This is a genomic window from Thiorhodospira sibirica ATCC 700588 (assembly GCF_000227725.2).
Classification (GTDB): domain Bacteria; phylum Pseudomonadota; class Gammaproteobacteria; order Ectothiorhodospirales; family Ectothiorhodospiraceae; genus Thiorhodospira; species Thiorhodospira sibirica.
This window is the reverse complement of sequence record NZ_MU255057.1, coordinates 20,918-43,263: the sequence shown is the minus strand read 5'-3', so window position 1 is coordinate 43,263 and position 22,346 is coordinate 20,918. Positions and strand designations below refer to the sequence as shown.

Genomic DNA, 22,346 nt, shown 5'->3' with positions numbered 1-22,346 from the left:
CACCTGCCTGCGTCGCGGCAGGCAGGCAAGCTCCGCCCTTTAGGGCGGGGTAGTTGACCCGCTTTTCCGTGTCAGGCCAGCGCCATGTCGGCGGCTTCGTTGATGTCTACCGTGACCAGACGTGATACGCCCGGTTCGTGCATGGTGACGCCGATGAGTTGTTCGGCGAGTTCCATGGTGGCTTTGTTGTGGGTGATGAAGATGAATTGCACTTGGGCCGACATTTCGCGCACCAGCTTGCAAAAACGCCCGACATTGGCTTCATCCAGCGGGGCATCGACTTCATCGAGCATACAAAAGGGGGCCGGATTGAGTGAGAAGATGGCAAAGACCAGGGCCACGGCGGTCAGGGCTTTTTCACCGCCAGACATCAGGTGAATGGTGGACAGGCGCTTGCCGGGGGGGCGCACCATGACCGCCACACCCGTGGTCAGCAGGTCTTCGCCGGTCATTTGCAGGTGTGCCTGGCCGCCGCCAAACAGACGCGGGAAGGTTTCCTGAAAGCGTTGGCTGACCTGCTCGAAGGTGTCACGAAAGCGGGCACGGGTTTCCCGGTCGATTTTCTGGATGGCGTTTTCCAGGGTTTCCAGGGCTTCATGCAAATCTGCATATTGCGCATCCAGATAGGTCTTGCGTGCGGCTTGCTCTTTATATTCCTCAATCGCGGCCAGATTGATGGCGCCCAGACGCTGGATTTTGGTGCCCAGTTGTTCCACCTTGAGTTGCCAGTCGGCAATGGTGGCCTGCGGGTCTAAGGTTTGCAGGAGTGTATCCAGGGTAAATGCGGTTTCGGCCAGTTGTTCTTGCAGGGTCTGGCCGCGTACGGCTATCTCCTGACAGGCCATGCGCAAGCCCTCAAGGACGCTGCGCTGTGTCTCGACCTCGGTTTCGGCAGTGGTGCGCTGGCGTTCCAGGGTGCGCAGCTGTGCCTCAATCCCTTGTACCGCTGCCCGCGCCTCATTGAGGCTACGTTCCAGGCTGACATGCTGGCTCAGCAGCTCGTCTAGTTGTTGCGCTTGCAGTTGTTCGGCCTGCGCGTGTTCTTCGCTAAGCTGCTCACTCAGGCGGTCAAGCTGTGCCTGCAGTTGTGCGGCCTGGGCCTGCAAGCGTTGCAGGTTTTGCGCGGTGGCCTGATGGGCGCTGCGGCTGGATTCTAGCTGCAAGGCCAGCTGATGGAACTGCTCGCGGTGCTGCTGGGTATTGGCGCGCGCCATGCTAAGGCGCTGGCTGAGTTGCTCTTTTTGCGTTTGCAAGGCGCTGCGCTGATGGCTGAGTGTTTCCATTTGGGTGACGGCGGCATTGCGGGCGTAGGTGGCCTCCTGCAGACTTTCCAGGGCCTCGCTGAGGCTTTCTTGCAGTTCCTCGCGCTCATCATTCAGGCTTTGCAGGCGCTGCTGCATTTGTTCCAGGCGGCTGTGACGCTGCTGCAGCTGGCTGTTGAGTCCGGCCAGCTGATGATGTGCCTGATTGATCTGGAGTTGTAGCTGTTCGCGGCTGGTCTCCAGGCTTTGCTGCTGGGCGCGGGCCTGTTCGAGGGTTTCTTCCAGCGTTTCCTGTGCGGCGTGCAGGCGGCTCAATTCTGCTTCCAGCGCTTGAATCTGTTGTTCCCGCGCCAGCAGCCCACGATGCGCATCGTGGCCCCGCGCTACCCGCAGCCAATCATGGCCAAGCCACAGACCATCCGGGGTGATCAGGGATTGTCCCGGTTGTAACGCCGGGCGAAGCTTTTTGGCCTGATGGACATCGCTCACCGTATAAATCCCATTCAGCCAGGTGGCGAGCACTGCCGGCCCTTGGGTCTGGCTGAGCAAGGAAGGGGTCTCAAAGCTGGCCGGTGGGGCGCTGAGCGATTCGCGCTGGCGCGGTTCAGCGGTGCTGGCCACCGCGCTTAGGCTGCCTTGTTCCAGATCATCAAGCGCACCGAGCAGCGTGTCGAGCTGGGTCACGCACAAAGATTCCAGATAATGCCCCAGGACCATCTCCAGCGCGGCTTCCCACATTGGCGGGACGCGAATCTGCTGCCCCAGACGGCTTGCCGTTTCTAAGCCATGACGCTGCAGCCACGGGGTTAGCTGCGCATCGCCCAGCCCCAAAGCAGCCTGTTGCAAGGTGTGCAAGGACGCCAGACGTCCGCGTGCCTCTTGTCCCTGACGGCGGGTATCATCCAGGCGCTGACTGACGGTCGTTGCCCGGCGGCGTTCATTGTCCAGACTGTCGAGCAGCGCTGCCAGTTGTTCATCCAGCTGCGTTTGCGCCTCGGCGGCCTGTTCTACCCGCGCCTGCAGGGCATTGATTTCTGCCTGTACCGCCTCGGTGTGCAGGGCCTGGCCTTCATCGTGCAGACGCTGTAGACGGTTTTTGGCCTGATCAATCTGGCGCTCCAGTTGTTCCATGCGCGCCCGTTCCACTTGGGCCACCCGCGCCGGTTCAGCGGCCTGTTCATTGAAGGCATCCCAGCGGTGTTGCCATTGATCCATCTCGGCCTGGGCATTTTCCAGATGTTCTTGCAGTGTTTCCATACCCGCCTGGGCCTGGGCATGGGCGGCGTCTAGCTGGGTGATCTGTTGCTGCAAGGCTTCCAGCCGTGTCTGATCCTGGTTGCGATGCTGCTCAACCGCCTGCAAGGCCGCCTCGGTCTGCTGCTGTGTCTGCAATTGCTGTTCGTGCAGTTGCCGGGCATGTTGCACCGCTTGCTCGGTGCGGGCCAGCTCGGTACCTACGGCATAGTAGCGTCCCTGGATGTCGGTATAGACCTCGTTGGCCTCCACCAGCGCCGCCCGCTGCTTTTCCTGCTCGGCTTCCAGGTGGCGCTGCTGGGCCAGTGCGGCATCCTGCTTGGTCTGCTCGCTTTGCAAGGTGCGCTGTCGTTCATCGGCCTCATGCTGCAGTGCCTGCAGGCGCAAGGCCAGCAGTTCCGCCTTGGTGCGCCGCTCTTCTTCTTTGAGCACGGTAAAGCGTTCGGCGGTGCTGGCCTGGCGTTGCAAATGCTGTAATTGCTTGCCAACCTCCTCGCGCACATCATTGAGGCGTTCAAGGTTTTCGCGGGTATGCCGCATCCGGTTTTCGGTTTCCCGGCGGCGTTCTTTGTAACGCGAGATACCCGCCGCCTCTTCCAGATACACCCGCAATTCCTCCGGACGGGCCTCAATCAGGCGCGAGATCATGCCCTGTTCAATGATGGCGTAGCTGCGCGGCCCCAGTCCGGTGCCCAAAAAAACGTCGGTAATATCGCGGCGGCGGCAGCGCGTATGATTCAAAAAATACTGTGATTGCCCGTCGCGGCTGACCTGACGGCGAATGGATATCTCACTGTATTGCGCATAGGCCCCGCCGAGGGTGCCGTCGCTATTGTCAAAGATCAGCTCAATGCTGGCCTGTCCGACCGGCTTGCGGGAGGCCGAGCCATTAAAAATGACATCTTCCATGGAGTCGCCGCGCAGATTCTTGGCAGAAGACTCCCCCATCACCCAGCGCACTGCATCAATGGTATTGGATTTGCCGCAGCCATTGGGGCCGACAATGCCGACCAGATTGCTTGGCAGGCTTAGGGTGGTCGGATCAACGAAGGACTTAAAGCCGCTTAGCTTAATCTTGCTCAGACGCATCAGTAGGCAGGCTTAGGACGTAGCACACGGCGACCTTTCGAGAATGCAAAAGGCGTGGGGGTAGGGATTGCGTTCATCGGCGGGCTGCGGCTCACAGACGATTTCCTGCCAGGTGTCATCCAGCGGCGGAAACCAGGTATCACCATCTTCAAAGCCATGCGCAATGCGGGTCAAATAGATACGCTGCGCAATCGACAGGCCCTCTTGATACAGCTGCGCACCGCCGATGATAAACACCTCCTCGGCCGGGGCTGCCTGTCCCAGCGCCGCCGCCATCGAAGACACAAAATGACACCCAGGCACAGCGTGGCGCTCCGGGTGGCGGGTAATTACGATATTTTTGCGTTCCGGCAAAGGCCGCCCGATGGACTCAAAGGTCTTGCGGCCCATGATGATCGGCTTGTGCAGGGTCAGGCGCTTGAAATGCGCCAGATCGTTGGGCAAGTGCCAGGGTAATTGATTACACCGACCAATCAACCCGTGACAATCCATCGCCACCACGAGGGCGATACGGGGAGCCTGTGTGTCATCGGAGTTATGCATAAATAAAGGTATCGTTGACCGCCAAAATTTTGATGAAATAGCCTGACATTACACGGCAATCGGCGCTTTGATGGCCGGGTGTGCCTGATAGTGCTGCAAGCTGATATCGCTGTATGTAAAGGCAAACAGATCCTCCACCGCCGGGTTGAGCACCAGCTGTGGCAAGGGGAAAGGCTCGCGGCTCAGTTGTTCTTTGACCTGGGTGAGATGGTTTTGATACACATGCAGATCGCCGAAGGTGTGGATAAACTCCCCGGCTTTTAAGCCGCAGACCTGGGCCATCATCTGCGTCAGCAGCGCGTAGCTGGCGATATTAAAGGGCACTCCCAGAAAAATATCGGCGCTACGCTGGTACAGCTGACATGACAGCCGCCCATCCGCCACATAAAACTGAAACAGCGTATGACACGGCGCCAAGGCCATGCGCCCCTGTTTGACATTTTCTTGCGGGCTTAAGCGTTCATCGGGCAGATCGGCGACATTCCAGGCACTGACCAGGAGGCGTCGTGAATCGGGGCGTTCACGAATCTGCTGCAGCACCGCAGCGAGTTGATCGATGGTCTCCCCCTGTGGGGTCGGCCAGGCGCGCCATTGCCGTCCGTAAATCGGCCCCAGCGCACCATGCTCATCCGCCCAGGCATCCCAGATATGCACGCCGTGCTGTTGCAGGGTTTCTACCTGCGTCTCCCCGCGCAAAAACCACAACAGCTCATGCACCACCGCCTTGAAATGCACCTTTTTGGTGGTCAGCAGGGGGAATCCCTGCGCCAGATCCATGCGAATCTGCCGCCCAAAGACACTGTAAGTCCCAGTGCCGGTACGATCCGCCTTAAAGCAGCCTTTATCCAGCACATCACGCAATAAATCCAGATAAATGTTCATGGTTAACCGACCTTTGAGGAGGGTAAGGTCGTTGGCGTGCGGCCTTTGTGATAGGCCCACCACAAAAGCGCCACCCCGGCCAGCATCATCGGCAGGGTGAGCAACTGCCCCAAGGTAAGCCAGTTCCAGGCCAGATAGCCCAGATGCAGATCCGGCTCGCGCACGAACTCAACCACAAAACGAAACAGCCCATAAGCCAGCAAAAATAATCCGGATACCGCACCTAAGGGGCGCGGCTGGCGCGAAAAAATCCATAAAATGGCAAACAGCGCCAGCCCTTCAAGCGCGGCCTGATAAAGCTGTGAGGGATGGCGCGGCATCCAGTCAGCCGCCGGGAAAATCATCGCCCAGGGAAGCTCTGTGGTTTTGCCCCATAGCTCGCCGTTGATCCAGTTGCCCAAACGCCCGGCACCCAAACCGATGGGAATCAAGGGGGCGACAAAATCCGTCAGGCGCAAAAAAGGGATTTGTAAATGACGCGCATAGGCCCAGGCCACCAGCAGCACTCCCAAAAGCCCGCCGTGGAAGCTCATCCCGCCCTCCCATATGCGCAGAATGATCCACGGCGCTTGCCAAAAGGCGTCAAATTGATAAAACAGCACATAGCCCAAGCGCCCGCCCAGAATCACCCCCAGCACCCCATAAAACAACAGATCGCTGATTTTTTCCGGCGGCAGCGGACTAAAGGGCGCTTGGGCACGGCGATACCCCAACCACCAAAAAGCGAGAAAGCCCACCACATACATGATGCCATACCAGTGAATTTGCACCGGCCCGGCAGCAATAGCAATGGGATCGATAAACGGATGCGTCAACATAGAATGTATCTTAGAAAAGCCTGACAACTCAGGAGAAGTGGATGGGCCGCCGGCCAGTCAGCGTTAGCGCACACAGCGGCGCGAGAACAACACAGACACACTGCCAGCAAGGCCGTACTCACCGGCGCTGGACTGATTGCACCGTTGAGTGGCGAAAATTTTGCCTGATTCAGACAGGCTTTGTCCAATGCTTGCATGGCCGTGGTGGGTGTCGGTGTCTGGCGTATGGCCCAAGCTATCCTTGGATGCGTGGAGCAAAAAACAGTTCTTGATTTTTTCTTCATTCTTCATCAAAATTCCCTACTGTAGATAGGTTATCTACAAGCGCGAAGGTTTCGCGTTCCATGGTCGGGGTCGAAGTCGAATCGCAAAGTTGTTCTCTGTTCAGGATGAACGCCGAGGCCACTTTTATGGCGCAAGCTGGGTTTCGACGGCTGAAACCGCCCATGTTGCCGGTGTTGACCGGCCATTCGGTTGGGACTGCTCAACCAGGACTCCAGTTGCTCGCCCGCAAGGGTGTTATCAACGGAGAGCGAAGTGCCTAAAAATCGCATAAGCAACTTTGTTTAGGTTTTTAGGAGCAGGCAATCTAAGGCATAATGCGCGGGTACTGGCCGCTGGCTGGCCAGTCCCCTTCAGCCTTGGAATCGAAGTGTAATGAAACGACGCCATCTCCGCCTTAGCCTGATTACGCTGCTTGCACTGGTCTTGATAATGCTCAGTGTCTGGCAGTTGTTGCGCCCTTTTCAGGCCGTTTCCATAGAATATTTTAGCGTGGGCCAGACCCCGATCACGCTGTTTGCGCCTGAGCCTGCTCCACAGCAGGCCCCGGTGGTGATCATTGCCCATGGTTTTGCCGGTTCGCAGCAGTTGATGCAGCCCTTTGCCCTGACCTTGGCGCGCAATGGCTACCAGGCGCTGAGTTTTGATTTTCCCGGTCATGGACGCCATCCCGTACCGATTGCCGGGGAACTGGCCGATTATGAGGCGCGCAGTCAGATGCTGGTAGCGGCCTTGACGGAAGTGGTGGACTTTGCGCAAGCGCTGCCGGGGGGTAATGGTGAGCTGGCCTTGGTGGGTCATTCGATGGCCTCGGATACGGTGATGCGCTATGCCAGCGAATACCCTGCGAAGATCAATGCCACCGTCGCGGTTTCGCCCTTTTCTGATCACAGCCGCCATGATGCCCCGCGTAATCTTTTAGTGGTGTATGGCGCCCTGGAGCCGCAGGGGTTGCAAGATCTGGGTGCAGCGGCCGTCGCCCATGCCACCCCTGATGGGCAGGTGCAGGCGGGTATCACCTACGGTGATTTTACTGAAGGTACGGCGCGCCGTCTGGCCTTGGCCAATGGCGTAGAGCATATTGGTGTGCTGTATAGTCCAGTCGCTTTGCAGGAAACGCTGGATTGGCTTAATCAGTCGCTGACCATCACCCCTGGAGATGGCTTTATCGACCGGCGCGGGCCGTGGCTGCTGCTGCTGTTGATGGGGCTGTTGCTGCTGGCGCGCCCTTTGGCAACCTTATTACCCAAGATTGCGCGTACGCCGTTGGGCAGTGGCGTGGATCGCTGGCGGGTGTTCTGGCCGCTGGCCCTGCTGCCGGCGATTTTTACCCCGCTGATCTTGTGGCCCTTGCCCAGTGTGCCGCTGCCCATTCTGATTGGGGATTATTTATTCCTGCATTTTGCGCTGTATGGCGCGCTGACCTGGCTGGGTCTGTTGTGGGCGGGCAAACTGCGCCAAGGGGTCTGGTTCAGCCGCCGCCGTCTGGTAGGCGCGATGTTGGCTGCCGGGGCTTATGTCACCTTGTCGGTGGCCTGGGTGATGGATACCTTTGTCGCCTCGTTTATGCCGATTCCGGAACGGCTGTGGCTGGTGATCGTGCTGTTCGGCGGCACTTTTTTGTTTTTTGCTGCCGACGAATGGTTTACCCGAGGCGCGGTGACCTTGCGCGGGGCCTATGCCTTGACCAAGGTGCTGTTTGTGCTGTCCTTGATTGCGGCGACTCTGCTCAGCCTGGAAGAACTGTTTTTCTTGATCATCATCATCCCGGCGATGGTGCCGTTTTTCATCGTGCATGGCCTGTTCAGCCGCTGGGCCTATCGACGCAGCTATCATCCGCTGGTCGGGGCCTTTGCCAATGCGCTGGCCTTTGCCTGGGCAATTGCCCTGACCTTCCCGCTGGTCGCCCGCTAAGGCGCATATTCTGATGGCTCAGCTTTTGCGCGCTACCTTGGTGGTCGGCGGGATGACCCTGATTTCGCGCCTGTTTGGCTATGTGCGCGATATGGTGCTGGCGGTCAATTTCGGCGCCACCGGGGCCACCGATGCCTTCTTTGTGGCTTTTCGCATTCCCAATTTTTTGCGCCGCCTGTTTGCCGAAGGGGCCTTCTCGCAAGCCTTTGTGCCGGTGTTTGCCGAGTACAAGACCCGTCATGGTCAGAATGCCTTGCGCGATCTGATTGATCACGTCAGCGGGATGCTCACCCTGGTGCTGTTTGTGATCACCGTGCTGGGGATGCTCGCAGCGCCCGTGTTGATCATGATCTTTGCGCCGGGCTTTTCCGGTGACGATGGCCGCCGCGAACTGGCCATTGAGATGCTGCGCATTACCTTCCCTTATCTGTTGTTTATCTCCCTGACCGCGATGGCCGGGGGCATTCTCAATAGCATGGGGCGCTTTGCCGTACCCGCCTTTACCCCGGTGTTTTTGAATCTCTCGCTGATTGGCGCGGCGCTATTCGCTGCGCCCTGGTTCAGCGAACCGGTCAAGGCCCTGGCCTGGGGGGTGTTTATCGCCGGGGCGGTACAGCTGGGTTTTCAAATCCCCTTTCTGCTACGTCTGGGGCTGTTGCCTCGACCCCGCTTGCGCCGCGCCCATGCCGGGGTGCGCAAGATCATGCGCCTGATGCTCCCGGCGATTTTTGGCTCCTCCGTGGTGCAGATCAATCTGCTGATTGACACCCTGATCGCCTCCTTTCTGGTGGCGGGCTCCATTTCCTGGCTGTATTTTTCCGACCGCTTTGTGGAACTGCCACTGGCCATTTTCGGCATTGCCATTGCCACGGTGATTCTGCCGCGCTTGTCGCATGAGCATGTCAGTGATGATCCAAAGGCGTTTAGCCGTACCTTGGACTGGGCACTGCGGCTGGCGGTGCTGATAGCCATCCCGGCGGCCTTGGGCCTGATCCTGCTGGCTGGCCCGATTCTCGCCAGCCTGATTCAATATCAAGCCTTCACCGCCTTTGATACCCGGATGGCGGCGCTTTCACTGATGGCCTATGCGCTGGGCCTGCCCGCCTTTATCTTCATCAAGGTACTGGCCCCCGGTTTTTACTCTCGCCAAGACACCAAAACCCCGGTCAAGATCGGCATCATCGCCATGCTGGCCAATATTGCGCTGAATTTTGCCATTGTAGTGCCGTGGGTCTGGCTAGAAATTCCCGGCGCACACGCCGGACTGGCCTTAGCCACCGCATTATCGGCCATGCTCAACGCCGGGCTTTTGCTAGGGTTGCTCTATCGGGATCGGATCTACCAACCGCAGCCGGGCTGGCGCCGCCTGGGGCTGGCCGTTGCCTTGGCAGGTCTGCTGATGGCCTTGGCCCTGTGGTGGCTCAGCCCGCCACTGGCACAGTGGGGACTCTGGCCCGCCTGGCAGCGCGTCGTCACCTTGTTTGGCCTGATCGGACTGGGCGCACTGAGCTATCTACTCACCCTGCTGCTGCTTGGCCTGCGCTGGCACGAATTCAGCCCCCAGCGCCTCGAATCCCCCACACATTAGATAGTGTCGTCACAAGATATCAGTTCAAAGCGCCCGGCAACGGATTTGTGCAGTGGCCACAAAGGAGGCGGTATTTTTTGCGGTAGCCCTGCATAATGTAGTGGGAAGTCCTCACCGCCCTACAAACCCTCGGCCTCGCCCAACACGACGGCACCCACTGGTTCTAACCGTGGAGCGCCGAGTTGTACTCGGCAGGTCGGGCAACCGGAACATGGATTAAAAACCAGCCGAGTAAAACTCGGCGCTCCCGCTTAGAAAGACTCTCCCCCTGCCAAGGGGGAGTCCCGCCGCCGGCGGGGAGGGGGTCAAAATCACCCATAACCACCCCGCCCCTGACGGGGCACCCCTCCTTCAAAAGGAGGGGAGTTTTTTGAGGCGGCAGCTGGAGCTGTGCGTTCCCGGTGCGGAGCTGGCGCTCCCTGCCGTTTATGGCATTAACCGAAAGTGATTGACTTGGGCGTTAAGCTCGCTGGCCAGATGCGACATTGTTTCACTGATTTGGGCAATATGACTAATGGCCTGACTGGTGTGTTTGCTGGCGCTGACCATTTCGCGCAAGGCAATCGTCACCTGGGTATTGGCGGTGCGCTGTTGCTGTGAAGACAGGGCAATTTGTTGTGCAGCGCTGTTGCTTTCATGGGCGCTGTGCAGCAGGCTTTCAAAGTGGGTGGCGCTGTGCTGCATGGCGCTTAGACCGGCGCCGATGGTTTCAACGCTGCGCTGTGAATTGATTTCCAGGCGGGCAATGGCCTCTTGGACATGTTCAATTTTTTGCTCGATCTCATGGGCAGATTGGCTGACATTATCCGCCAGGCGGCGAATTTCACTGGCAACCACCCCAAAGCGGCGTCCTGAATCGGTGGTGTCTGCAGCCTCCAGGGCGGCATTAAAGGCAATCAGTTTGGATTGATCGGCAATGGCATGGATGATGGACATGATTTTGCCAATTTCGTTGGAACGCACCCCCAAGCTCACGATGTCGTGTAGATTGGCTTGGCTGTCTTGCTGAATCATCTGCATTTTATCCATGACTGACTGCAGCCCCTGCTGACCGTCCTGGGCGTTTTGATAGGTGTTGTCGGAGATTTTGGCCAAGACGCCAGCATGTTCCGCTACCTGTGAAGAGGAGGCTGACAACTGCTCCATGGTTGCGGTGATTTCGGCAATGGATGAGGAGGTCTGAGTGGAGGTGGCTGCCTGGTCTTTGATGGCGGTGGCGATGGACTGCGCGGAATCATCCAGGGCTTTGGCGTGTTCCATAAGCCTGGCAACCAGTTGGTGTAACTGGATGCGCATGGTATCGGCAACCTGGGCTAGATCGGCGATCTCGTCAGCTTGGCTGTCCTGGATGGGGATGCGTAAATCGCCTGCAGCAATTTCGCGCATGTTCCGCGCCAGTTTCTGGGTACGCTGCTGAATATTTTTCACCATCATGAAGGTGAGCAGGATACCAAAGGCCAGCAGCCCCACGGTGACGGTAATGGCGGAATTGCGCACCTGCTGCAGGGTGGTGATGTAATGGCTGCGATCTTTGGCCAGTTCAATGACGCCAATGGCCTGGCCAGAAAAATCATGCACCGGCATCACATACACCGCCAGCGCCTGCCCGTTGATCTGCTCCTGAATGAATTGCTCCTCGCCGTGCAATGCCCGCCGCAGTCGAGGTGGATCGAGCAGGGGTTGGGCATGTGCCGAGGTGGCGAAGGTGTGTATCTCTTGGGCGGTGATTAAGTGCAAGGCGGCATCTACGCCGCGCTCGGTTGCAAATTGGCTAAAAAAATCCTGCCCCAACGCCAAGCCAAACTCCACGCTCCCCAAGTGCTGCCCCTGTTGATCGTACACCGGCACCACACTACGCATCCCCAGACCGGCGACGCCCACTTCCAGACCGGTGATGGTGCGTTGTTCCTGATTGGCTTTGACCACGGTGGCGCGAAAGGAAGATAGATCATCGCCAAAGCGGGTTGGCATGTGCAAGCGTAGAAAGGAGGTGGCGGGCGGGGTGTGAAACTGAAACTGCTCTAAGCCAAAACGCTGTTGCAGCTGCGTAAAGACCGGCAGCAGCATATCGCTCAGCGCCTGCCGGTCACCGGCCGCAAAAGCAGCTTGAACCCTCGGCTGCTGGGCAATGCTGTAAGCCAGCATTTCCCCGGTGCGCAGCTGGCCATGCATCCGATGGCGGATGTCCTGGGCCAAGGCCTGTAGTTCGCGCTGTTCTGCCTGGCTTATGATGGTGTTGAGGCTGCTGAGGTTAAGCACCGTCAACAGACCTGCACCCAGCACAAATAGACCCAATCCCAGACTGATTTTCCCCAATAGGCGCATTTTATTCAGCATTGCTGGAGTTTACCCATCAAATTGCGCGTCCCTGCACAGCATGATATGCGGCGGATTTGCGGTTTTGCGTGAGGTCAATCGTGTCTTGCCGCTCAGCCGGTTTTTTTCAGCCAGTTGCGGGCATTGCGAAACAGGCGCAGCCACGGGCCATCATCGCCCCACTGCGGCGGATGCCAGGAATATTGCACTGTGCGAAATACCCGCTCGGGATGGGGCATCATGATGGTGACGCGCCCGTCACGACTGCACAGGCCGGTAATGCCCAAAGGCGAGCCGTTAGGATTGGCCGGGTAGTGTTGCGTGGGTTCGCCGCCGTGATTGACATAACGCAGGCTGACCAGATGTTGCGCCAGGGCATGGGCGGCATCTTCAGGCTGGGCAAATTCAGCCCGCCCTTCGCCATGTGCCACCGCCACGGGCAGTTTGGAGCCTTCCATGCCGCGCAACAGCACCGACGGACTTTCCAGAATTTCGACCATCGACAGGCGTGCCTCGAACTGCTCGCTGCGATTGGCGACAAAGCGCGGCCAGTGATCCGTACCCGGAATCAGGGTGTGCAGCTGGGAGAGCATCTGACAGCCATTGCACACACCGAGGCTGAAGGTGTCCGGGCGGGCAAAGTAGCGGCTGAACATCTCGCGCAGTTGCGGGTTGAGCAGAATCGACTTGGCCCAGCCCCCACCGGCACCCAGCACATCCCCATAGGAAAAGCCACCGCATACCGCCAGACCGCGATAGTGGGCCAGATCCACGCGGCCGCTGAGCACATCGCTCATATGGACATCCACCGGCTCAAATCCGGCCCGTGCAAACGCCGCCGCCATCTCAATCTGCCCGTTGACCCCCTGTTCGCGCAAAATCGCCACCGATGGCTTGCGGGCTTTGAGAATCCACGGCAAGGTGATGTCTTCTTGCGGATCGAAGCTTAACACCGGGGACAGGCCAGGATCGTCGTTTTCATCCAGGGCGTCAAAGGCTTCTTGCGCGCAGCGCGGATCATCGCGCAGGCGCTGCATCTGGTAGCTGGTCTGCGCCCACAGCCGCTGCAGGCTTTTGCGTTCGGCGCTGTAAAACACGCTGTGACCGATGAAAAAGCTCAGGCGCTGGGTCTCATTTAAGGTGCCGATGACGTGGCTGTGATGGCTCAGATCGGCTTCACGCAACAGGGCCAGCACCTCTTCGGTGTCGCTATGGCGGACCTGCAAGACCATGCCCAGCTCTTCGCTAAACAATGCGGCAATGGGATCATTGCCCAGATCGTCTAAATGAATATCCAGCCCGCAATGCCCGGCAAAGGCCATTTCACAGACACAGGCCAGCAGACCGCCATCAGAGCGGTCGTGATAGGCCAGCACCAGGCCCTCACGGTTCAGCTCCCACAGGGCTTCCAGACTGCGTTTGAGCATGTCGGGATCATCCAGATCGGGCGGATAATGGCCCACTTCGTTATAAACCTGCGTCAGTGCCGAGGCGGCAATGCGGTTACGCCCCTTGCCCAGATCAATCAGGATCAGGTCGGTATCGCCACAATCGGTGCGCAGTTGTGGCGTAAGCGTGTGGCGCACTTCAGCCACCGGCGCAAAGGCGGACACCACCAGCGAAACCGGCGCGGTCATTTCGCGGCTGTCCTCATCCACCGTCCACACGGTTTTCATCGACAGCGAATCCTTGCCTACCGGGATGGCAATCCCCAGCCGGGGACAAAGTTCCTCGGCGACGGCGCGCACCGTATCAAACAAGGCGGCATCCTCACCCGGATGACCGGCGGCGGCCATCCAGTTGGCGGATAAACTCACCCGGCTCAGCGTGTTGATTGGCGCTGCGGCCAGATTGGTCAGCGCCTCGCCAATGGCCATGCGTCCGGAGGCCGCCGGATGCACCAGGGCAATGGGGTGACGCTCGCCCATCGCCATGGCCTCGCCGCTATAGTGCCAATAATCGGTCAGGGTCACGGCCACATCCGCCACCGGCACCTGCCACGGGCCGACCATCTGATCACGCGCCACCAGGCCCGTGATGCTGCGATCGCCGATGGTGATCAAAAAGGTCTTGGCAGCCACACTGGGCAAAGACAACACCCGCTGCACCGCCTCGGCAACCTCAATGGCCTGCGTGTTAAATCCCGGCTTGCTGAAGGTCTGATGCTGCACCTCGCGCAGCATTTTCGGCGGTTTGCCAAATAAAACCTCCATCGGCAAATCCACCGGGCGATTGGCAAACAGATCATCGCTAAGGTGCAACACCTGCTCCTCGCTCACTGTGCCGATGACCGCAAAGGGGGCGCGTTCCCGCGCGCACATGGCGCTGAACCGTTCCAGTTTATCGTGGGCAATGGCCAGTACATAACGCTCTTGCGCCTCGTTGCACCACAACTCCATCGGTGACAGCCCCGGCTCATCGCTGGGAATATCGCGCAGCTGTATGCAGCCACCGCGTCGGGCGTCATGAATGATCTCCGGCACCGCGTTGGACAGCCCTCCGGCGCCCACATCATGAATCGACAAAATGGGATTATCCGCCCCCAGCGTACAGCAGCGATCAATGACCTCCTGACAGCGGCGCTGCATCTCCGGATTACCGCGTTGCACCGAGGCAAAATCCAGCGCTTCGGCACTGCTGCCGCTGGCCATCGACGAGGCCGCACCGCCGCCCAGACCGATCAACATCGCCGGGCCACCCAGCACTACAATGGGCGTCCCCGGCGGTAAAGCCTGCTTGTCGACATGTTCAGCGCGCAGACTGCCCAGCCCACCGGCAATCATGATCGGCTTGTGATAGCCGCGTAATTGGCTGCCAAAGGCCCCCGGCACCAGGGCTTCATAAGTGCGAAAATAGCCCGCCAGGGCTGGACGGCCAAACTCATTATTAAAGGCTGCGGCCCCAATGGGACCCGCCAGCATGATCTCCAGGGCGCTTTCGATGCGTGCCGGACGGCCATAATCCACCGTTTCCCAGGCGTGAACAAAGTCGGGGATGCGCAGATTCGACACCGCAAACCCGGTCAGCCCGGCCTTGGGCTTGGAACCCCGTCCGGTCGCGCCCTCGTCGCGAATCTCACCGCCAGCACCGGTGGCCGCCCCCGGAAAGGGGGAGATAGCCGTGGGATGGTTATGCGTTTCCACCTTCATCAAAATCGGCAGATCCAGCGCCTGCTGGCGATATACCCCATCGGCCTCCGGCATGAAGCGATAGCCATGATGCCCCTCAATCACCGCCGCATTGTCTTTGTAGGCCGACAAAATCCCCGCGGGATGACAATGGTGGGTGTGGCGAATCATGTCAAACAAGGAGCGGCTCTGGGCCTGGCCGTCGATAATCCAGTCGGCATTAAAGATCTTGTGGCGGCAGTGCTCCGAGTTGGCCTGGGCAAACATCATCAATTCCACATCCGTGGGATCACGCCCCAGGGTTTCATACGCCTGCGCCAGATACTCGATTTCATCGGCAGACAACGCCAGCCCCATGTCCTGATTGGCCTGGTGCAGAGCCTGGCGGGGCTGCTCGCCCAAGGCAATGGTGGTCAGCGGACGGGGTTGATGGTGAGTAAACAGACCCTCGGCCTGTGCCACGTCCGGCAAAACGCTTTGGGTCATGCGATCATGCAGACAGGCCGCGATGGCCTGCCACTGTTGGGCGGACACATCGGCTGCGCCGCTGAGCCGGTAGGCGATACCGCGCTCAAGGCGCGCCACGCTACCGACCAGGCCGCAATGATGGGCAATTTCGGTGGCCTTGCTGGACCACGGCGACACCGTGCCCAGCCGTGGCACCACGAGAAAATACGGACCCTGTGCGGGCAAGGTGGCGGGTTGGCCGCCATAGTGCAATAACTGCTCCAGGCGCGCAGTGGCCTCCTGAGACAGCGCAGACACCCCCGCGCTCAGTTCGACAAAATGCTCAAAACGGGCGTTGAGGGCCACAACGTCCGGTGCTACGGCCTGCACGCGCTGCAACAAACGCGCTGCACGAAAAGCAGACAATGCGCCACTGCCTGAAAAGATCAGCATGGATGACCTCGTTGGGGCAAGCGCCTCATGCGCTCACCGGTTAAATGCCAAAATCCACTGCGTTCGACCCTGAACGCAGCCACAAACCCATGATCAGTGACGGAAATGCCGCATCCCGGTAAATACCATCGCGATATCATGCTCATCGGCTGCCGCAATCACCTCGGCATCCCGCATCGAGCCACCGGGTTGAATCACGGCGCGGATACCGGCCTGATGCGCGGCATCAATGCCATCACGAAAGGGGAAAAAGGCATCCGAGGCCATCACCGAACCGGCCACCTCCAGCTTTTCATCCGCCGCCTTGATCGCGGCAATGCGCGCCGAATACACCCGACTCATCTGCCCAGCGCCGATGCCGATGGTCTGTTCATCACGCGCATAGACAATCGCATTGGATTTCACAAACTTCGCCACCTGCCAGGCAAACAGCAGATCACGCAACTCAGCCGCCGTAGGCTGACGCTGGCTGACACATTGCAGATCAGCCGCCTCCACCCTTCCCAGATCACGCTCCTGCATCAACACCCCGCCGTTAATCCCCCGGTATTCCCAGTGGCTTAGGTCGCTGGATGGCGCGTTCAGCGCACCGCAGGCCAACACCCGGACATTGGCCTTGCTCGCCAGCACCGTGCTGGCCTCGGGCGTGATGTCCGGGGCAATGATCACCTCGACAAACTGGCGTTCGATGATCGCCCGCGCCGTGGCCTCATCCAGCGGCTGATTAAAGGCAATGATGCCGCCAAAGGCCGAAGTGGGGTCGGTCTGGTAGGCCCGCTCATAGGCGCGCTGCAGGCTCTCTGCCACCGCCACGCCGCAGGGATTGGCATGTTTGACAATCACACAGGCCGCTTGAGTAAACTGCCGCACACATTCCAGAGCAGCATCCGTGTCAGCAATATTATTAAATGACAGCGCCTTGCCCTGTAGCTGGCGCGCTGTTGCCACCCCCGCACAGGACGGCGAGAGGTCGGCATAAAAGGCCGCCCGCTGGTGCGGATTTTCACCATAGCGCAACACCAGGGCACGCTCATATTGCAGATTCAGCGTGCGCGGGAAATCCTCCCGATTGCCACACGGCTCCATGCTGCTCAGATAATTCGCCACTGCACCGTCATAGGCGGCGGTATGTGCAAAAGCCTTGACCGCCAGGTGAAAACGCAGCGCCTGCGGCAGACCCTGATGTTCATCCAGATGTTGTAACACCGCCGCATAATCCTCCGGATCAACCACCACCCCGGTAAAGCTCTGATTTTTCGCCGCTGCCCGCACCATCGCCGGACCGCCGATGTCGATGTTTTCAATCGCCTCCTCCAGGGTGCAATCGGGCTTGGCCACCGTCTGGATAAAGGGATACAGATTCACCACCACCAGATCAATCGGCGCAATATCATGCTCACGCATCACCGCATCATCCACATCATAACGGCCCAAAATCCCTCCGTGGATGCGCGGATGCAGCGTCTTCACCCGACCATCCATGATCTCGGGAAAGCCGGTATGACTGGAGACCTCAGTCACCGCAATCCCGGCCTCAGACAACAGGGTCGCAGTCCCCCCCGTGGATAAAATCTCAACCCCACGCGCCTGCAAGGCACGGGCAAAGTCAGTGATACCGGTTTTATTGGAAACGCTCAGCAGCGCACGTCGTATCGGAAGCAATTCAGCGGTCATGACGCTCTTTAGGATAAGGTTTGCAAAGAATGATGAGACTTAAGGATAGAGCGATCTATTGTAACAGGAACACGCGGCAAACACGCGCCCGCTGATGTCGGGCCTTGCCACCTATCACCTATAAGTCAGCGTATAGACCTGCCTGTCACATCATGAACTCATCAGCCTTGACCCCGGTGCGCTGTTTCAACGCAGCCCTGATCTCGTCCAGGGTGGCCGTCGGGCTGGCTCCATTTTTGTAAACACCCTCTGTAGTGATCTCAAGTCAATGCGCAGTTTTTGAGCAGTTATCACCCTGCCTGGGCTATACTCAAGAAGACACCTTCGTTGACATGGGGGCTATTCATAATGCGGTTTTTATACACCATGGCGGGCTTTGTGATTGTGGTACTCAGCATCCTGTCCAGTCCGCTGCGTGCGCTGGATCTGGGGCAAGGCAATGCTGCCTTTACGCACTTGCCACAGTATCAGTCCTATCTGCAAAACCACGACGATTCCCTAATGACGGAATACGGCGGCGCGGTTCCACATGACAAGCATGATGGCATCAACCCCTTGCCGCAGGGCTATCGTCATGCCCAGCCTTATCTGAAAAACCTCTGGCTGGGGTATCCCTTCAGCTATGAATATAAATGCGCCCGTGGGCACACCTTCGCCATCAAAGACCTGACGCATATTGATCGGGTGAATCGCTAAAGCGAGCAAGCCGGGCTGCCTGCCACCTGCTGGAACTGCAAAACCAACACCATGCCGCAACTGCTAAAACACTACGGCGAAGGTTTTTGGGCCTCGAATTTCCATGATTACCGGCAGATGCACGACGCCGATCACCACACCATCGGCTGTACCAATTGCCACGATCCGCAGCAGCAAATGCGCCTGACCATCACCAGTGTGCCCCTTGATGAGGCACTCAAGCGACAGGGCCGTGACTGGCGTCAGGCTTCGCATCAAGAGATGCGCTCTTTGGTCTGTGCGCAATGTCATGTGGAATATTACTTTGAAACCCGCGAGCACGGCGTGGCTGCAAAACCGCATTTTCCGTGGGACAAGGGCATGAATCCTGAAGATATTTATCAGTTCATGGCCGACGGTCAGCCAGATCGCGATGGCTTTGCCGGACAGTTTGCGGACTGGATCCATGCGGTCTCCAAAAGTCCGATGCTCAAGGCGCAACACCCTGAATATGAAATGTTTCATGACAGTATTCATGCTCAGGCCGGAGTATCCTGTGCTGATTGTCACATGCCACGCGTGCGTAACGGGCCGGTGGTCATTACCTCGCATCACTGGACCTCGCCACTGCGCAGCGAGCAGATGATCCAGTCGGCGTGCCTTGGCTGCCATCAGGATCAAACGCCTGCTTTCTTGCGATCCCGCGTGGAATATCATCAGAAGCGCGTCTGGCGACAGTTGAATATTGCCCAGGAAAAATCAGTACGCGCCCACGAAGCGGTGCGTTTGGCGATGGAATATCCCGGCCTCGATAAGGCGCTATTGGCCCAAGCGCGGGAACATGTGCGCAAGGGGCAATGGTTTTGGGATTATGTGGCTGGGCCTCAGTGGCATACTGATCGTTGGGTTACTGGCAGGCATGAGCACCGCCGCCCATAAATTCACCACCCAGGATGCCTTTTGCGCCAGCTGCCATGCCTACGAAAAAACCGCCTGCAACATCTGCGCTATGTGCAACAACACTGACGGGCCTGGAAAAACATCGCCACGGACAGGGGATATTTCAAGCTTTTTAAGGCGCCGGGTCCACTGCCGGGGCGGGGGCGCGTTGCAGCAACATTCCCGGATGGGTGCGCAGGTCTTCGCTGAAGGCATGGAGGTTGTCGGTAACGCCGCGCAGGTTTTCCAGGATGGCGGCGACATCGCCTTCATGGGAGATTAGCGTGCGTTCCGCCTGTTGCATGACCCGCTCAAAGCCTTGCAGGGCCTGGTTGAGGCTATTGATGGACTCATTGAGCTTGGGGTTTTCGCTCAAGGTGCGAAAGTTTTGCACGGCGGCCTGTAATTCTTTGGGAACCGCTTGCAAGGCCGGTGAGGCCAGCAGGGTGTTTAATTGTGCCCCGGCCTGATTAAGCTGGGCAGCCACGCCGATAAATTCGTTGCTGAGGCGTTCTGGATTAAAGCCGCTGACCAAACCATCGAGGTTTTCCAGCAGTTCGTTGAGATTGCCCAGGGTGCCTTCAATATCAAAGCCTTCCAGGCGCCGCAGGATCCCCTCGGCCTGTTGCATGAAGTGGCCAACGGTACTGGGGGCGGAAGGGATGTAGTAGTCATAGGGTTGCCAGTCAACCTCCAGCACCGGGAAGGCGTTGGGGTCGAGAAAATCCAGCTCGAGGAAATTCAGGCCGGTGACCCCCATGCCGGTGATGCGCACGCGCAGGCCGCGATCAATATAGCTTTGCAGCGCCTTGGCCTCAGTAAATTCGCCCATTGCCCCCAATAAATCGCGACGCACCACGGTTTGCACCATCACATATTGACGCCGCTCAATCAGTGGCAGGTCTTGCTGGTAGCGGTTGTAGCTAAAGCCGATATGACTGATCTCGCCAATCTTTACCCCACGCAATTTCAACGGTGCGCCGATATCCAGCCCCTGCACCGAGCTGTCGAAATAGGTTTCCAGCACCAGGGTGGGGCGCAGCAGGGCGCCCACGCCGAGTAATACGAGGATGGCTACGCCTACCCCGATAGACGACAGAATAAATAGCCCTAAACGGAAATAATTAGCTCGTGAACTCACGCATGCTGCTCCTGACCTAAGCGTGGATTGAAAAATTGTCTGACCCAGGGATGGGTGCTGGTATCGCGCAGGGTGGCGGGGTTCCCCTCGGCGACAATGCCTTTGGTTTCTTTGTCCAGCATAATCACCCGATCGGCAATGGTGAAGATGCTGGCCAGTTCATGGGTGACGATGATAAAGGTGATGCCCAGGGTTCGCGCCAGGCGTAGAATCAGTTGATCCAGCTCGGCTGAGGTAATGGGATCAAGGCCGGCTGAGGGTTCATCGAGAAACAACACCGCCGGGTCGAGTGCCATGGCGCGGGCAATCGCTGCGCGTTTTTGCATCCCGCCGCTGATCTGTGAGGGCATGTGCTGTTCAAAGCCTTGCAGACCGACCAGCCCAAGTTTCATGCGCGCAATCAGCTCACGCGCGGCCAGCGGCAGTTGGGTGTGCTCCTCCAGCGGCAGGCAGACATTCTGCAGCAAGGTCATGGAGCCAAACAGCGCCCCGCTTTGATACATCACGCCGATATTGCGCAACACCTCGCGCCGCTTGTCCTCCGCTTCATCATGGCCCATATCCTGACCATTGATGCGAATCTGTCCCGCCAGAGGCGCATACAGGCCGATGATGTGCTTGAGCAGGGTGCTTTTGCCGCTGCCGGAGCCGCCGAGAATCACAAAAATCTCGCCACGGGCGACGCGAAAGGAGACCTGATCGAGCAGAATGTGCGTGCCAAAACCGATGCGCAGGGCATCGACCTCAATAACCGGTGAACTTGACGTGGCCTTTGGCCTTGGTGTGGATGCGGGTGTTGACACTTAGATCCCTAAATGGAAAAACAAGACGGCGAACAAGCCATCCGCGATGACGATCAAGATGATGGCGCTGACCACCGCACGGGTGGTGGAAATGCCTACAGCGGCGGCGCCAGTGCCCGTTTGCAGGCCATACAGACAGCCCACCCCGGCGACCAGCAAACCAAATACTGCCGCTTTGAACAAACCCCCGAGAAAATCATTCAAGGCCAGCGCGGCCGCGACCTGATTAAAGTAGGTGGTGAGCGGCACATCAAAACTAAGCATCACCACCGCCCCGCCGATCAGGCCGATCATGTCCGCAAAAATGGTCAGCAGGGGCGCAACAATGACCCCGGCCATGATGCGTGTGATTACCAGAAATCGCACCGGATCAAGCCCCATCGTGGTCAGGGCGTTGATCTCTTCATTGACTTTCATGGTGCCGATCTCGGCGGCAAACGCCGAAGCTGAACGCCCTGCCAATAAAATCGCGGTCATCAACGGCCCAAGCTCACGAAACAGCGATAAGGCCAATAGATTAGCGACAAAAATCTCGGCCCCAAACTGGCGCATCGCAATCGCCGACTGAAAGGCCAGAATCACCCCTAGCAAAAAGGCAATCAGCGCCACAATCGGCAGGGCTTTGACGCCCGCCTCTTGCATGATGGCGAAGGCATCGTTCCAGCGCACACTGCGCGGATGACGCAGCGCATACATCAGCGCCGCGCTGCTATGCCCCACAAACAGGATATGGTCATAAAGATGCTTACCCACATCATGCAGCGAGTCACTCCATCGCTGGCGCCAGGAGCGCTCCGGATTGGCCGGATTCACCGGCTGGGCCAGTTGATTAAGATCGAATTGCGCCAGCAAGCGGCTTGCTGTTTCCGGGAGGTTTTCCAGGCGCACCGGCGCACCGTCCTGGCGCGGCTGGATCGTCAGATCAATCAGCAAGCCAATCCCGGCACTGTCGCAATACTCAAGCCGTGAGCCGTCCACAATGATGGTCGTATCAGGATGGCGTTGCAGCAGTGCCTGCGCCTGTGGCCAGAGTGCTGCAAGGGTGTAGACATCCAGATGTCCTTCGAGAAAAACCCGCAGACCGGAAGGCTCGGGCTGGGCGCGCAAGTGCGCTGCAGGGCGTGTTATGCTCACAAGC

12 protein-coding genes and 1 pseudogene are annotated in these 22,346 nt (G+C 58.6%); 3 read left to right on the top strand and 10 right to left on the bottom strand.

Going from position 1 to position 22,346, the window contains the following annotated elements; translation table 11 throughout:
• Positions 1–71: 71 nt before the first annotated feature.
• From smc to lgt, 4 genes are read right to left on the bottom strand one after another with little or no spacing between them, the layout of a single operon-like run.
• Complete coding sequence (gene smc, locus THISIDRAFT_RS13675) at positions 72–3,605, bottom strand: chromosome segregation protein SMC (RefSeq protein ID WP_006788541.1); 3,534 nt, start codon at positions 3,603–3,605, stop codon at positions 72–74.
• 12 nt (positions 3,606–3,617) lie between these two features.
• Positions 3,618–4,148 (bottom strand): dihydrofolate reductase, encoded by a 531-nt coding sequence (locus tag THISIDRAFT_RS13670; RefSeq protein WP_006788540.1) that lies wholly within the window; start codon positions 4,146–4,148, stop codon positions 3,618–3,620.
• 48 nt (positions 4,149–4,196) lie between these two features.
• Positions 4,197–5,030, bottom strand: coding sequence for a thymidylate synthase (locus THISIDRAFT_RS13665; protein ID WP_006788539.1), 834 nt, complete (start codon positions 5,028–5,030; stop codon positions 4,197–4,199).
• Positions 5,031–5,032: 2 nt separating this feature from the next.
• Positions 5,033–5,848: a prolipoprotein diacylglyceryl transferase gene (lgt, locus tag THISIDRAFT_RS13660; RefSeq protein ID WP_006788538.1), complete on the bottom strand. Its 816-nt coding sequence runs from the start codon at positions 5,846–5,848 to the stop codon at positions 5,033–5,035.
• A gap of 657 nt (positions 5,849–6,505) precedes the next feature.
• Here lgt and THISIDRAFT_RS13655 point away from each other — a divergent pair.
• Together THISIDRAFT_RS13655 and murJ are read left to right on the top strand one after the other, a co-directional pair.
• Positions 6,506–8,044 (top strand): alpha/beta hydrolase, encoded by a 1,539-nt coding sequence (locus THISIDRAFT_RS13655; protein WP_006787959.1) that lies wholly within the window; start codon positions 6,506–6,508, stop codon positions 8,042–8,044.
• Between the two features lie 13 nt (positions 8,045–8,057).
• Positions 8,058–9,632: a murein biosynthesis integral membrane protein MurJ gene (gene murJ / locus THISIDRAFT_RS13650; protein WP_006787960.1), complete on the top strand. Its 1,575-nt coding sequence runs from the start codon at positions 8,058–8,060 to the stop codon at positions 9,630–9,632.
• A 426-nt stretch (positions 9,633–10,058) separates the two neighbouring features.
• Here murJ and THISIDRAFT_RS13645 read toward each other — a convergent pair whose 3' ends face one another.
• The 3 genes from THISIDRAFT_RS13645 to purH all read right to left on the bottom strand — a co-directional run bounded on the left by THISIDRAFT_RS13645 (position 10,059) and on the right by purH (position 17,650).
• The gene (locus THISIDRAFT_RS13645; RefSeq protein WP_006787961.1) at positions 10,059–11,969 is read right to left on the bottom strand and encodes a methyl-accepting chemotaxis protein; all 1,911 of its coding nucleotides are present in this window, start codon (positions 11,967–11,969) and stop codon (positions 10,059–10,061) included.
• Between the two features lie 92 nt (positions 11,970–12,061).
• On the bottom strand, positions 12,062–15,976 hold the full coding sequence (gene purL, locus THISIDRAFT_RS13640; RefSeq protein WP_006787962.1) for a phosphoribosylformylglycinamidine synthase: 3,915 nt from the start codon (positions 15,974–15,976) through the stop codon (positions 12,062–12,064).
• A 93-nt stretch (positions 15,977–16,069) separates the two neighbouring features.
• Positions 16,070–17,650, bottom strand: coding sequence for a bifunctional phosphoribosylaminoimidazolecarboxamide formyltransferase/IMP cyclohydrolase (gene purH / locus THISIDRAFT_RS13635; RefSeq protein ID WP_006787963.1), 1,581 nt, complete (start codon positions 17,648–17,650; stop codon positions 16,070–16,072).
• Positions 17,651–17,998: 348 nt separating this feature from the next.
• On the opposite strand from purH, the pseudogene THISIDRAFT_RS13625 reads away from it, so the two are divergent.
• Positions 17,999–19,264: pseudogene (locus tag THISIDRAFT_RS13625) on the top strand (ammonia-forming cytochrome c nitrite reductase subunit c552).
• Positions 19,265–19,397: 133 nt separating this feature from the next.
• On the opposite strand, the gene THISIDRAFT_RS13620 reads toward THISIDRAFT_RS13625, so the two are convergent.
• From THISIDRAFT_RS13620 to THISIDRAFT_RS13610, 3 genes are read right to left on the bottom strand one after another with little or no spacing between them, the layout of a single operon-like run.
• Complete coding sequence (locus THISIDRAFT_RS13620; RefSeq protein WP_006787966.1) at positions 19,398–20,405, bottom strand: MlaD family protein; 1,008 nt, start codon at positions 20,403–20,405, stop codon at positions 19,398–19,400.
• Positions 20,402–21,208: an ABC transporter ATP-binding protein gene (locus THISIDRAFT_RS13615; RefSeq protein ID WP_006787967.1), complete on the bottom strand. Its 807-nt coding sequence runs from the start codon at positions 21,206–21,208 to the stop codon at positions 20,402–20,404. Before THISIDRAFT_RS13615 ends, THISIDRAFT_RS13620 begins: the two co-directional genes overlap by 4 nt.
• Positions 21,209–22,342, bottom strand: a complete 1,134-nt coding sequence (locus THISIDRAFT_RS13610; RefSeq protein WP_006787968.1) for an ABC transporter permease — start codon at positions 22,340–22,342, stop codon at positions 21,209–21,211.
• Positions 22,343–22,346: the final 4 nt, after the last annotated feature.